Annotated in this window: 11 protein-coding genes and 5 tRNA genes; 5 read left to right on the plus strand and 11 right to left on the minus strand. The window is 71.7% G+C overall.

Annotated elements, in window-relative coordinates; translation table 11 throughout:
* Positions 1-30 precede the first annotated feature (30 nt).
* Positions 31-1,218, minus strand: a complete 1,188-nt coding sequence (locus ACZ4A5_RS05275; protein WP_467578596.1) for a UDP-N-acetylglucosamine--N-acetylmuramyl-(pentapeptide) pyrophosphoryl-undecaprenol N-acetylglucosamine transferase — start codon at positions 1,216-1,218, stop codon at positions 31-33.
* Positions 1,219-1,368: 150 nt separating this feature from the next.
* Here ACZ4A5_RS05275 and ACZ4A5_RS05280 point away from each other — a divergent pair, with 150 nt between their 5' ends.
* Positions 1,369-2,061, plus strand: coding sequence for a response regulator transcription factor (locus ACZ4A5_RS05280; RefSeq protein ID WP_467578598.1), 693 nt, complete (start codon positions 1,369-1,371; stop codon positions 2,059-2,061).
* A complete protein-coding gene (locus ACZ4A5_RS05285; RefSeq protein ID WP_467578600.1) occupies positions 2,058-3,440 on the plus strand; it encodes a HAMP domain-containing sensor histidine kinase in 1,383 nt (460 codons plus the stop codon). The genes ACZ4A5_RS05280 and ACZ4A5_RS05285 overlap by 4 nt, the downstream gene beginning before the upstream one ends.
* Positions 3,441-3,596: 156 nt before the next feature.
* Here ACZ4A5_RS05285 and ACZ4A5_RS05290 read toward each other — a convergent pair.
* From ACZ4A5_RS05290 to ACZ4A5_RS05335, 10 genes are all read right to left on the minus strand, one after another.
* A tRNA-Gly gene (locus ACZ4A5_RS05290) sits at positions 3,597-3,669 on the minus strand.
* A gap of 34 nt (positions 3,670-3,703) precedes the next feature.
* Positions 3,704-4,369 (minus strand): response regulator, encoded by a 666-nt coding sequence (locus ACZ4A5_RS05295; protein ID WP_467578707.1) that lies wholly within the window; start codon positions 4,367-4,369, stop codon positions 3,704-3,706.
* An 8-nt stretch (positions 4,370-4,377) separates the two neighbouring features.
* Positions 4,378-5,805 (minus strand): sensor histidine kinase, encoded by a 1,428-nt coding sequence (locus ACZ4A5_RS05300; RefSeq protein ID WP_467578602.1) that lies wholly within the window; start codon positions 5,803-5,805, stop codon positions 4,378-4,380.
* A 48-nt stretch (positions 5,806-5,853) separates the two neighbouring features.
* Entirely contained in the window at positions 5,854-6,660 is an 807-nt protein-coding gene (locus ACZ4A5_RS05305) for an ABC transporter permease (protein ID WP_467578604.1), read from the minus strand.
* Positions 6,660-7,664, minus strand: coding sequence for an ABC transporter ATP-binding protein (locus tag ACZ4A5_RS05310; RefSeq protein ID WP_467578606.1), 1,005 nt, complete (start codon positions 7,662-7,664; stop codon positions 6,660-6,662). The genes ACZ4A5_RS05305 and ACZ4A5_RS05310 overlap by 1 nt, the downstream gene beginning before the upstream one ends.
* 219 nt (positions 7,665-7,883) lie before the next feature.
* Positions 7,884-7,956 (minus strand) — tRNA-Gly (locus tag ACZ4A5_RS05315).
* Positions 7,957-8,033: 77 nt separating this feature from the next.
* Positions 8,034-8,105: transfer RNA gene (locus ACZ4A5_RS05320), tRNA-Gly, on the minus strand.
* Positions 8,106-8,161: 56 nt separating this feature from the next.
* Positions 8,162-8,233 (minus strand) — tRNA-Gly (locus tag ACZ4A5_RS05325).
* A 56-nt stretch (positions 8,234-8,289) separates the two neighbouring features.
* Positions 8,290-8,361 (minus strand) — tRNA-Gly (locus ACZ4A5_RS05330).
* 88 nt (positions 8,362-8,449) lie between these two features.
* A complete protein-coding gene (locus tag ACZ4A5_RS05335; protein ID WP_398869502.1) occupies positions 8,450-8,767 on the minus strand; it encodes an Lsr2 family protein in 318 nt (105 codons plus the stop codon).
* A gap of 304 nt (positions 8,768-9,071) precedes the next feature.
* Between ACZ4A5_RS05335 and purS the strand changes: the two genes are divergently transcribed.
* The 3 genes from purS to purL all read left to right on the plus strand — a co-directional run bounded on the left by purS (position 9,072) and on the right by purL (position 12,344).
* Positions 9,072-9,326, plus strand: a complete 255-nt coding sequence (purS, locus tag ACZ4A5_RS05340) for a phosphoribosylformylglycinamidine synthase subunit PurS (protein WP_116212697.1) — start codon at positions 9,072-9,074, stop codon at positions 9,324-9,326.
* A complete protein-coding gene (gene purQ, locus ACZ4A5_RS05345; RefSeq protein WP_398869501.1) occupies positions 9,323-10,003 on the plus strand; it encodes a phosphoribosylformylglycinamidine synthase subunit PurQ in 681 nt (226 codons plus the stop codon). Before purS ends, purQ begins: the two co-directional genes overlap by 4 nt.
* Before the next feature lie 91 nt (positions 10,004-10,094).
* Positions 10,095-12,344 carry a phosphoribosylformylglycinamidine synthase subunit PurL gene (gene purL / locus ACZ4A5_RS05350; RefSeq protein ID WP_467578609.1) on the plus strand — a complete coding sequence of 750 codons (2,250 nt, stop codon included), beginning with the start codon at positions 10,095-10,097 and terminating at the stop codon, positions 12,342-12,344.
* The last annotated feature ends 52 nt before the right edge of the window (positions 12,345-12,396 follow it).

Raw genomic sequence — 12,396 nt, forward strand, 5'->3', positions numbered from 1 at the left:
TTCCTTTCGTGGAAACGGATTCACGCGGTTTCACGCCGCCCGGAAGGCCGCCTGGCCCCCGGCGGCGGGCGGTGCGGGGGAGTGCCCGGCGAGGCGCAGCACCCAGGCCGCCATCAGGTCCGCGGCGACGGCGTGCGTCCCCGGGTCGGCCGCCGCGCTCATCGCGGCCAGCCGCGCCGGGTCCATGAGCAGCGGCTCGATCAGCTCCGCGAGCCGGTCGCCGTCCGTCTCGGCGTCCGGGAGCAGCAGCCCGGCCCCGGCGTCGGACAGCACGCGGGCGTTGTGGGTCTGGTGGTCGTGGGGCGCGTGGGGATACGGGACCAGCACCGCGGGCACCCGTACGGTCGCGAGCTCCGCGACCGTCGCGGAACCCGCGCGGCACACCACGAGGTCGGCGGCGGCGTAGGCGAGGTCCATCCGGTCGAGGTAGCCGACGGCGATGGCGACGCGGTCGCCGCCGTCGGCGGCCAGCCGGGCCCGGGTCGCCTCCAGGGCCTGCGGGCCGGTCTTGATCACGAGGTGGACGTCGGGCCGTCCGCGCCACCGCGCGGCCAGCCGCACCGCCGCCTCGGTCAGCCGCGCGGCGCCCAGGCTGCCGCCGTTGAACAGCACCATCCGCGCCCCGGCGGGCACCCCGAAGACCCGCCGGGCCCGCTCGCGCAGCGCCGCCCGGTCCAGCCCGGCGACCGCGCCGACCAGCGGCATGCCCACCGTCTCGGCACGGATGCCCGCGCGGGCCGCGAGGTGGTCGCGGGTCCGGTCGAAGGCGAGGGCCACATGCGGGGTCAGGGCGGTGGCGAACCGGTTCGCGCGGCCCGGCACCGCGTTGGACTCGTGGACGAGCGCGGGCCGCCCCGCCATCCGCGCGCCCAGCACCGCGGGGGCGCTGGGATAGCCGCCCATGCCGACGACGACATGCGCGCCCTGCTCCTCGATCACGCGCCGCGCCTGCATGCCCGAGCGCAGCAGATCGGCGGGCAGCAGGAAGCGGCGCGAGCCGAGCGAGCGGTCGAAGGGGATCATGTCGACCGTGTGCAGCCGATAGCCGGCCCGGGGGATCAGCCGGGTCTCCAGCCCGCGCTCGGTCCCGACAAAGCTGATGACCGCGTCCGGCACGGCCCGCTTGATCGCGTCCGCGACGGCGAGCCCCGGATAGATGTGGCCCCCGGTCCCACCGGCACCGACGACGACGGAAAGGGTGTCGCATGCGTTTGCCATGACCGGCAGCGTGCGGACGCGCTCTAAGAGGCTTTTAAGTCCGGCCGCCGCGTCCCGCGTTCGCGGGCGCGGACGGAGCTGTCCTAAGAGCCCTCTCAGACACCCTCTGACAAGGTAGGTGATCGATACGCGCACCCCGCCGGAGGCGAAATGGCCGAGACGAGCGTCCTCGTCGTCGACGACGACCCCGAAGTGAGAGCGGCCGTCGTGGACGGCCTCACCGTGGAGGGCTACACGGTGCGCTCCGCCGCGGACGGCCTGGAGGCCCTGTCCGCCGTCGCCGCCGAACCACCCGCCGCCATCGTCCTCGACCTCGCCATGCCCGTGCTCGACGGCCTGGCGGTGTGCCGCAGGCTGCGCGGCGTCGGCGACCGTACGCCCGTGCTCGTCCTCACCGCGCGCGACGCCGTCTCCGACCGGGTCGCGGGCCTGGACGCGGGGGCCGACGACTATCTCGTCAAGCCCTTCGCCCTGGACGAGCTCCTCGCCCGGCTCCGGGCCCTGCTCCGCCGCGCGGCTCCCCTCGAACCCGCCGAGGAGAGCGACGAGTTGACGTTCGCCGACCTCGTCGTGGATCCGCAGACCCGCACCGGCAGGCGCGGCGGAATCCCGCTCGAATTCACCCGCACCGAATTCGCCCTCCTCGAAGTGCTGATGCGGCACCCGGGCCAGGTGCTGCCCCGCGAGGTCATCCAGGAAAGGGTCTGGGGCACCGATTTCGGCCCGGATTCCAATTCCCTCGCCGTCTACGTCGGTTATCTCCGGCGGAAACTGGAAGAGGGCGGCGCCTGCCGTCTCGTCCACACAGTGCACGGCATCGGCTACCGGCTGGCGGAGCGGTGAGAGCCCTGCGCGCGCGGCTCCTCGGCCGCAGGCCCCTGCGCGCCCGGCTGGCGCTCGTGACCTCCGCGGCCGTCGCGGTCGTCGCGCTCGGGGTGCTCGCCGCCGCGTATGTCGTGATCCGCTACGAGCTCGTGCGCCAGCTCGACCTCCAGCTGAAGCAGCAGGCCGGGATCATGAACCAGCAGAACCGGGAGAGCACCGGAGTCCTCTTCGGCGAGTGCAACTGGCTCGCCGCCCCCGCCTGCGCCCAGATCGTCCGCTCCGACCCCGCGGCGCCGGGCCAGGGCGGCCTCGTGCTGCCGGTGACGGGGGCCACGCGCCGCGTCGCGGCCGGCAGGCTCGGGGAGTTCTACAGCGACATCGAGCTCGGCGGCCGCGACATGCGGATGTTCACCACGCACCTCAGGGACGACCGGGCGCTCCAGGTCGCGGTCCGCTCCGACACCGTCGACCAGGGCGTACGGCAGGCGGGGCTGCTCCTCGCCGGTGTCGGCGGCGCCGGGGTGCTGCTCGCCGCGGCGCTGGGCTACTTCGCGTCCCGTACGTCCCTGCGGCCCGTGACCCGGCTCACGGCCACCGCCGAACGCATCGCCGCCACCCGCGACCCCGCCCACCGCATCGTCCTGCCGCCCTACGAGGCGCGCCGCCAGGACGAGATCACCCGCCTGGCGACCAGCTTCAACACCATGCTGGGCGAACTGGAGGAGGCCGTCGCCGCCCAGCGCCGCCTCGTCGCCGACGCCTCCCACGAACTGCGCACCCCGCTGACCGCGCTGCGCACCAACGCCGAGCTCCTCGCCCGCGCCGACCGGCTCTCGCCCGCCCAGCGCGACCGGGCCGCCGCGGCGCTGGGCCGCCAGCTCCGCGAGGTCACCGGCATGGTCAACGACCTCATCGAGCTCGCCCGCGACGAGGAGCCGCAGCAACTCGTCGAGCAGGTCCGGCTGGACCTGCTGGCCGCGCGCTGCGTGGCCGCCGCGCGCGGCCACTGGCCCGGCACGCCCTTCACCGCCGACCTCGACGCGGCCGGCGCCGTGACCGTCCCGGGCATCCCCACCCGCCTCGCGCGGCTGCTGTCCAATCTGCTCGACAACGCCGCCAAGTTCAGCCCGCCCGGCGCGATGGTCGAGGTGCGGCTGGAGCGCACGGCCCACGGTCTCGACCTCACGGTCCGCGACCACGGGCCCGGCATCGCCGCCGAGGACCTGCCCTACGTCTTCGACCGCTTCTACCGCTCCCGGCAGGCCCGCGCCCTCCCCGGCTCCGGTCTCGGCCTCGCCATGGCCCGCCAGATCGCCCGCGCGCACGGCGCCGAGCTGACGGCGGAACGGGCGGAGACGGGCGGCGCCCGCTTCCGCCTGCGCTTCCCCGCCGGATGACCGGACCGGATGACCGGACCGGATGACCGGACCGGATGACCGGACCGGATGACCGGCCCGGACGGGCGGCCCGCCCCGTCCGGGCCGCAACCGCGGTCCTGACGGGGCGCACACGACGAAGGCCCCGGTCGCCATGACCGGGGCCTTCGTTCTCTGAGCGGACGACGAGACTCGAACTCGCGACATCCACCTTGGCAAGGTGGTGCTCTACCAACTGAGCTACGTCCGCATTCGCGCCGCGCTCTCGTGCGGTGCGTGCACCACTATAGCCAACCCTGAGCACGTGCGACGCGCGCGGCCGCGTGACGGTTCTCGACGCCGAGCTTCGCGACGGCCGACGAGAGGTAGTTCCGGACCGTCCCGGGCGTCAGCGAGGCGCGCTCCGCGATCTCCGCGACGGGCGCCCCGTCCTCGGCCAGCTCCAGCAGTTCCGCCTCCCGCGCGGTCAGCGGGGAGTCGCCGGCGCTTATCGCGTCCGCCGCCAACTCCGGGTCCACATAACGGCTTCCGCCGTGCACGGACCGGATGATCTCGGCGAGCCGCCGCGCCGAGACGGTCTTCGGCACGAACCCCCGCACCCCCGCCTCCAGCGCCCGCTTCAGATGCCCCGGGCGCCCGTGACCGGTGACGATCATGGTGCGGCAACCGGGCAGCTCGGCCCGCAGGGATGTGGCCACCATCACACCGTCCGCCCCTGGCATTTGGAGATCCAGTACGGCCACGTCCGGCCGGTGCGCCCGGGCCATGGCCAACGCCTCCGGCCCCGAAGCCGCCTCCGCGACCACCTGGAGATCGTCCTCCAGCCCCAGCAGCGCCGCCAGCGCCCCCCGGATCAGGTGCTCGTCGTCCGCCAGCATCACCCGTACGGGGCGCGGCCCGTCGTTGACGTCCCTCACTCCGGGCCCACCGTCCACAGCACTCGCCCCCATGCCGCCCGTCACGCTTCCCCTCCGTGCCGCGAACCGGCGCCCACCGCCGGCCGCTCACCGCTGCCGTCCCCGCCCCTGCCCCCGTCCCGCGAAGTGAGGCCACCGCCGCCCTCCGAGGTGTGACCGCCCTCCGACGGGACGGAGGGGCCCGAGTCACCAGGCGCCGGGGACGAGCCGGCTCCCGGCACACCCTCACCCGTCGTGTCGCCACCCCCGGGCATCCCCCCGCCGGTCAGCGGCACCTCCGCCGTCACACGGAACATCCTCGCTCCCGGGCGCTCCGTGGTGATCGTGCCGCCCAGGGCGCCCAGTCGCTCCCGCAGCCCCGCCAGCCCTGAACCCCTGTCGGTGCCCGCTCCCGGGTCCTCCTGCCGCACCCCGTCGTTCTCCATGACGAGCACCGCCGCGTTGTCGACGATCCGCATCCGCACCGCGCACCGCCCCGCGTCCGCGTGCCGCAGCACATTCGTCGTGGCCTCCCGGACCACCCAGGCCAGGGCCGACTGCACCGGCGGCGGCAGCTCGCGGCCCGGCGTGTCGTCGAAGCGGCAGTCGATGCCCGCGGCGGACAACACCCCCCGGGCGCCCACCAGTTCCGTGCGCAGATCCGCTTCGCGGTAGCCACGGACCACCTCGCGGACCTCCCGCTGCGAATCCCGCGCCAGCCGCTGGACCTCCGTCATCTGCTCCAGCGCCGCCGCCGAACCCCGCTGCGCCAGCTGCACGGCGAGCTCACTCTTGAGCGCGATCACCGCCAGATTGCGCCCCAGGACGTCGTGCAGATCCCGCCCGAACCGCAGCCGCTCCTCCGCGACGGCCAGCTGAGCCTGGGCCTTCTTCGCCTCGTCCAGCTCCCACATGACCGAGAGTATCCAGCCGGAGGCCCGCACACACAGGGCGACCCACATGCCCAGGCCGAACACCGACGCGGCCAGCACCGCCATCGCGCCCCACGTCGCGCCGAGAGCGCCGAGCGCGGCCGCCAGCAGCACCGCGCAACCACCGCAGACCGCCGAATAGCGCCGGAACCGGACCAGCAGGCTGTACGGCCCGAAGGTCGCCAGCCAGCCGTGCATCAGCAGCACGCCGTACACCGTGGGATGAGGCGCGCTGTCGGCCCGGATGGCGGCCACGATGGCGACCATCGTGCCGAGGAGCAGCGCCACTTGCCCGGCCAGCGGCCACCAAGGGGGGGCCTTCTTCCACAGATAGTGGTCGAACGAGCGCTGGAGGACACGGACCCCCAGCAGCACCTGGACGACGCTCAGGACACCCAGCGCCCGCGCCGCGACCGGCTCGCTCCCGAACAGCGCCTTCGCGCCGTTGCACAAGGGGTAGACGCATATCAGGACGTACAGCAACCACCGTGTGAAGCTGTCGACCTTGGCGACCCTGGTACGCCCCCGCCAGCCTCGCGCCCGTGCCCAGATGCCCATGCGCCCGTCCCCCTCCTTGCTCCTACGTGGTCCGCCTTCGCGGCCCGCTCACCGCCGGGGCTCCCACCGGAACCACCGCCGTACAGCAAACACGGCCAGCGCGATCCAGACCAAAGCCGTGACCAGGGCCCGCAGCACCCCGCCCGCGTCCAGCCCGCCCAGCCAGCCGCCGCGTATCAGCTCCATCGCCGGGGTCAGCGGCAGCAGCCGGCATACCTGCGCCATCGCGTCCGGCATCGCCTCCAAGGGGAAGACCAGCCCCGAACCCGCCATCGAGATCAGGAACATGGGCGTGGTCACGAACTGCGCCCCCTCGACCGACTTGGCCCAGGCCGCCGTGGCCGCCGCCAGTGTGATGCACAGGGCGATGCCCGACACCAGCCCGGCCAGGAGCAGTTCGGGCCTGGCCACCGCGCCCAGCTTCAGCCAGGCGACACCGGCCACCACCAGCAGCACGCACTGGGCCAGCGCGATGACCACCGCCGGTATCGCGGTGCCCGTGAGGATCTCCATGTCACTCGCCTCGCCCGTACGGAGCCGCTTGAGCACCAGCTCCTCGCGCCGTGAGACATAGGCCGTGACCAGGTTCTGATAGACGGCGAAGATCAGGACGAAGCCGAAGCCCCCGGTGACCGACACCGCGGCGACCGACATGCCCGTCTTGCCGAGATCGACACCCGCGATCGCGTTGTGCATCGCGTAGACCATGACGGCGGGCATCAGCAGGCCCATGTACAGCGCGGTCTTGCTCCGCCCGAGCAGGGTGAGCTCCGCCCGGCCCAGTGCCAGCACCCGTGAGACCGGCGTGGTCGCCGTGCCCGATGCCGCTGTGGATGTCGCTGTCGATGCCGCCATCACTCGCCCCTCCCCGCACCGGCGCCCGCACCGATGACCGCGCCCGGCTCCGCGTCGGCACCCGCGCCGGCCGTGCCCCTGCCCGCTATCGCCAGGAACGCCTCTTCCAGCGAGGCCGTCCGCGCGTCCAGCCCTTCCAGCTCTATGTCCTTCTCGCGCGCCCAGACCAGCAGCCCGGTCAGGGTGCGCTGCAACTCCCGTGTCTGGAGCTCTATCCGCCCCGCGGCCTCCTCGTGCCGCGTCACGCCCAGCTCGGCCAGGGGCGGCAGATCGCCGACGAACCAGCCCACCGGCATCGCGAAGCGGATCCGGGACGGATAGGCGCCGATGACCTCACCGGGCGCCCCGGACGCCACGATCCGGCCCTCCCGCATGATCGCGAGCCGGTCCGCCAGCGCCTCGGCCTCCTCCAGATAGTGGGTGGTCAGCAGCACGGTCGTGCCCTCCTCGCGCAGCCGGCGCACCAACTCCCAGGTGGTGTGCCGGGCCTCGGGGTCCAGACCGGTGGTCGGCTCGTCGAGGAAGAGGACCTCGGGGCGGCCGAGCAGGGCCAGCGCGAGATCGAGCCGCCGCCGCTCACCGCCGGACAGCTGCTTGATCCGCACGCCGCCGCGCTCCACCAGCCCGACCAGGCCGAGCGCCTCCCCGACCGGCCGCGCCCCGCTGGTGCAGCCCGCCCACATCCGCACGGTCTCCGTCACCGTCAGGTCGGAGGGGAAGCCGCCCTCCTGGAGCATCACCCCGACCCGCGGCCGGACCGCGCCGCGCTCCTCATGCGGATCGTGGCCCAGCACCCGCACCTGCCCGCCGCTCGGCCGGGCCAGCCCCTCCAGGAGCTCGACCGTGGAGGTCTTGCCCGCGCCGTTGGTGCCGAGCAGCGCGAACAACTCGCCCCGCCCCACGGTGAAGGAAACCCCCCGCACCGCCTCGAACCCCTTGTCACCGACCGGGCCGTAGCGCCGCCGCAGCCCCGTGACCTCGATCACACTGTCCCCGATGTCCATGTCTCAAGGCTCCCCCCGGATCCGGGCCGGAGGCAGTGCGAGCTGTCATGACCTCGGATGACGAATGTCATCGGCGGCCCGCGGGCCGCATGCGCGCGGGCGCGAACACGGGGGGCGTCCGCAGACGCGACACCACGCGCGCACGACAAACACCGCGAGGCGTAAGCGCATGGATACGACGAAGGCCCTGGTTGTCATAACCAGGGCCTTCGTTCACTGAGCGGACGACGAGACTCGAACTCGCGACATCCACCTTGGCAAGGTGGTGCTCTACCAACTGAGCTACGTCCGCATGCTGCCGACCGGCTCTCACCGGGCGGTGCGAACACCACTGTACCGGAACCACAGGAGTGGTCGGTACGTGATGAGAGCGGGTGACAGGAATCGCACACTGCGCCTCCCCCTTGGAAAGGGGGCGCTCTACTACTGAGCTACACCCGCAAGCGTCGTCACGAGCGGCCGGTCCACGGAAGTGGGACGACCGTCGGAACGATCAGAGCGGGTGACAGGAATCGCACACTGCGCCTCCCTCTTGGAAAGAGGGCGCTCTACTACTGAGCTACACCCGCAAGCGTCGTCACGAGCGGCCGGTCCACAGATGTGGAACGACCGTCGGAACGATCAGAGCGGGTGACAGGAATCGCACACTGCGCCTCCCCCTTGGAAAGGGGGCGCTCTACTACTGAGCTACACCCGCGTGACCCCGAAGTCCCGGCGGTTTCCCGTCCGTTCCCCTCGGCGTGATCCAGACTCTAGCTGATCAACAGGGGTGCTTGGCAACTCGGTCAGTCGGCGGCGTTGAAGGCTTCGTAGACCCGCTTGGGGATGCGGCCGCGCGGCGGTACGTCCATGCCGTGGGAGCGGGCCCAGGCGCGCACCGCGGAGGGGTCGGGTGCCACGGAGGTGCGGCGGTAGACCTTGCCGGAGCGGGACTGCTTGCGGCCGGCCTCCACGTACCGCGCGAGGGTGACGCGCAGTTTCTTCGCATTGGCAGTGTTGAGGTCGATCTCGTACGACTTGCCGTCGAGGCCGAAGGAGACCGTCTCCGCGGCTTCCCCGCCGTCGATGTCATCGGAGAGCGTGACCACTACGCGCTGTGCCACGAATATCGGTCCTTTCAGCGGGCGTCACCCCGTCGTTCTGCGGTGACGCGAGGGTTCCGGTTGTTCCGGATCAATGATTATTCATTTGTACAACGAAGGCCATTGAAAATGGAAGCCCACTTAATTCGGTCGGCGTGGCCCCGGCAATCAGGACCGTACATTTTTTCCGCGATTTTCCCCGGATTCTTCCTGTGTCGATGCGTAAACGTGACAGGGCGGCCGCCATATCTATGCGCGTAGATTTTTTGGGACTGTACTCTGGCACCACCGCTTCAGCTCACGCACCACACCACCGGGAGTGCCAGTGGCACGCGTCGTAGTCGACGTCATGCTCAAGCCGGAGATCCTCGACCCGCAGGGGCAGGCGGTGCAGCGCGCGCTGCCACGCCTGGGTTTTGCGGGGATCGCCGACGTCCGTCAGGGCAAGCGCTTTGAACTCGAGGTGGAGGGTCCGGTCGACGATGCCGCCCTCGCCCGCATCCACGAGATGGCGGAAACGTTTCTCGCCAACACCGTGATCGAGGACTTCACCGTGAAGGTCGACGGAGAAGCCCGATGACTGCTCGTGTAGGAGTCATCACCTTCCCCGGCACTCTGGACGACCGCGACACCCAGCGCGCCGTCCGTATCGCCGGGCTCGAACCCGTATCGCTGTGGCATCGCGACAAAGACCTCAAACAGGTCGATGCCGTGATCCTGCCCGGCGGCTTCTCCTACGGCGACTATCTGCGCGCGGGCGCCATTTCCCGCTTCTCGCCCGTCATGGAGAAGGTCGTCGAGGGCGCCCGGGAGGGCCTGCCGGTCCTCGGTATCTGCAACGGCTTTCAGGTCCTCACCGAGTCCCACCTGCTGCCCGGCGCGATGCTGCGCAACAACCACCTGCACTTCATCTGCCGCGACCAGAAGCTGCGGGTGGAGAACGCGGACACCGCCTGGACCTCCGACTACGAGGCGGGCCAGGAGATCTCCGTCCCGCTGAAGAACATCGACGGCCGCTACGTGGCCGACGAGCGCACCCTCGACGAGCTGGAGGCGGAGGGCCGCGTCGCCTTCCGCTATCTCGACGTCAACCCCAACGGCTCGCTCCGCGACATCGCCGGCATCACCAACGCCGCGGGCAACGTCGTGGGCCTCATGCCGCACCCGGAGCACGCGGTGGAGCCGCTCGTCGGCACCGGCCGTACGGATGGGCTCGGGTTCTTCACTTCGATCTTGAAGAAGCTGGTCAACTCATGAGCGACGCGCGCGCGGCCGCTCAGCCGCAGACGTACACGAAAGCCGCGCCTCTGCGCCGCGCGGGCGGAGAAGCGAATGAAGGGCGCGCAGCATGACTCTCGACACCGTCAAGCACGCCGGTGAGACCCCCGACGCCGCACAGCCGTGGGCCGAGCTGGGGCTGAAGCCGGATGAGTACGCCCGCATCCGCGAGATCCTCGGCCGCCGGCCCACCGGCGCCGAGCTGGCGATGTACAGCGTGATGTGGTCCGAGCACTGCTCCTACAAGAGCAGCAAGGTCCACCTGAGGCAGTTCGGCGAGAAGGCTCCCGAGAGCGACGCCATGCTCGTCGGCATCGGCGAGAACGCCGGTGTCGTCGACGTCGGCCAGGGCTACGCGGTCACCTTCAAGGTCGAGTCGCACAACCATCCCTCGTACATCGAGCCCTACCAGGGCGCGGCCACCGGCATCGGCGGCATCGTCCGCGACATCCTCGCCATGGGCGCCCGCCCGGTCGCCGTCATGGACCCGCTGCGCTTCGGCGCCGCCGACCACCCCGACACCAAGCGCGTCCTGCCGGGCGTCGTCGCGGGCATCGGCGGCTACGGCAACTGCCTGGGCCTGCCCAACATCGGCGGCGAGGTCGTCTTCGACTCCTGCTACCAGGGCAACCCGCTGGTCAACGCCCTCTGCGTGGGCGTGATGAAGCACGAGGACATCCACCTGGCCAAGGCGTCCGGCGCGGGCAACAAGGTCATCCTCTACGGCGCCCGCACGGGCGGCGACGGCATCGGCGGCGTTTCCGTGCTCGCCTCGGAGACCTTCGACTCCACCGGACCGGCCAAGCGCCCCGCCGTCCAGGTCGGCGACCCCTTCCAGGAGAAGCTCCTCATCGAGTGCACCCTGGAGATCTTCCGTGAGCACCTGGTCGACGGCATCCAGGACCTCGGCGGCGCCGGTCTGTCCTGCGCCACCAGTGAGCTGGCCAGCGCCGGTTCCGGTGGCATGCGCGTCGAGCTGGACACCGTGCCGCTGCGCGACTCCTCCCTCTCGCCCGAGGAGATCCTCATGAGCGAGTCGCAGGAGCGCATGTGCGCCGTCGTGGAGCCCGGCAAGGTCGCCCGCTTCATGGAGATCTGCGAGAAGTGGGACGTCATCGCCACCGTCATCGGTGAAGTGACCGACGGCGAGCGGCTGGAGATCTTCTGGCACGGCGAGCAGATCGTGGATGTGCCGCCGCGCACGGTGGCGCACGAGGGGCCGGTCTACGAGCGGCCGTACGCGCGACCGGAGTGGCAGGACGCCCTCCAGGCCGACGACGCGAACAAGCTGGCCCGCCCGGCGACCGCCGACGAGCTGCGCGAGCAGGTCCTCAAGGTCGTCTCCTCGCCGAACCAGGCGTCGAAGTCCTGGATCACGGAGCAGTACGACCGCTTCGTGCAGGGCAACACGGTGCTGGCGCAGCCCGAGGACTCGGGCATGGTCCGCATCGACGAGAACACCGGCCTCGGCGTCGCGGTGGCGACCGACGGCAACGGCCGCTACACCAAGCTCGACCCGTACACGGGCGCGCAGCTCGCCCTCGCCGAGGCGTACCGCAACGTCGCCGCCACCGGCGCCCGCCCGCTCGCCATCTCGGACTGCCTGAACTTCGGCTCGCCCGAGGACCCGGCCGTCATGTGGCAGTTCGCCGAGACCACCCGCGGCCTGGCGGACGGCTGCCTCACGCTGGGCACGCCGGTCACCGGCGGCAACGTCTCGCTCTACAACCAGACGGGCGAGACGGCCATCCACCCGACCCCCGTGGTCGCGGTGCTCGGTGTGATCGACGACGTCAACCGCCGTACGCCGATGGCCTTCTCGGAGGAGGGCCACCTGCTCTACCTCCTGGGTGACACCAAGGAGGAGCTGGGCGGTTCTGCCTGGTCGCAGGTGATCCACGAGCACCTCGGCGGGCTGCCGCCGGCCGTGGACCTGGAGCGCGAGCGGCTGCTCGCCGAGATCCTGATCGCCGCCTCGCGCGACGGCATGGTCGACGCGGCGCACGACCTCTCCGACGGCGGTCTGATCCAGGCCATCGCCGAGTCGTGCCTGCGTGGCGGCAAGGGCGCGCGGATCGTCGTCCCCGACGGACTGGACCCCTTCGTGTTCCTGTTCTCGGAGTCGGCGGGCCGCGCGGTCGTCGCCGTCCCGCGCAGCGAGGAGCTCCGCTTCAGCGACATGTGCGGCGCGCGCGGCCTCCCGGCCGCCCGCATCGGTGTGGTGGACGGCGAAGTGATCGACATCCAGGGTCACTTCGAGCTCCCGCTCGCCGAACTGCGCGCGGCGCACGAGGCGACCATCCCGGCGCTGCTGGCCTGACCGACGGCCGCCGGGCGGGCCGGGTTTTCCGGCCCGTCCGGCGACCGCGGAG

The sequence above is a fragment of the Streptomyces sp. NPDC025618 genome (genome assembly GCF_055558795.1).

Bases quoted from the DNA above. Each gene is read 5' to 3' on its own strand.
- ACZ4A5_RS05275 (WP_467578596.1), bottom strand. From the start codon at position 1,218: ATGGCAAACGCATGCGACACCCTTTCCGTCGTCGTCGGTGCCGGTGGG.
- ACZ4A5_RS05280 (WP_467578598.1), top strand. From the start codon at position 1,369: ATGGCCGAGACGAGCGTCCTCGTCGTCGACGACGACCCCGAAGTGAGA.
- ACZ4A5_RS05295 (WP_467578707.1), bottom strand. From the start codon at position 4,369: ATGGGGGCGAGTGCTGTGGACGGTGGGCCCGGAGTGAGGGACGTCAAC.
- ACZ4A5_RS05300 (WP_467578602.1), bottom strand. From the start codon at position 5,805: ATGGGCATCTGGGCACGGGCGCGAGGCTGGCGGGGGCGTACCAGGGTC.
- ACZ4A5_RS05305 (WP_467578604.1), bottom strand. From the start codon at position 6,660: ATGGCGGCATCGACAGCGACATCCACAGCGGCATCGGGCACGGCGACC.
- ACZ4A5_RS05310 (WP_467578606.1), bottom strand. From the start codon at position 7,664: ATGGACATCGGGGACAGTGTGATCGAGGTCACGGGGCTGCGGCGGCGC.
- purQ (WP_398869501.1), top strand. From the start codon at position 9,323: ATGACTGCTCGTGTAGGAGTCATCACCTTCCCCGGCACTCTGGACGAC.
- purL (WP_467578609.1), top strand. From the start codon at position 10,095: ATGACTCTCGACACCGTCAAGCACGCCGGTGAGACCCCCGACGCCGCA.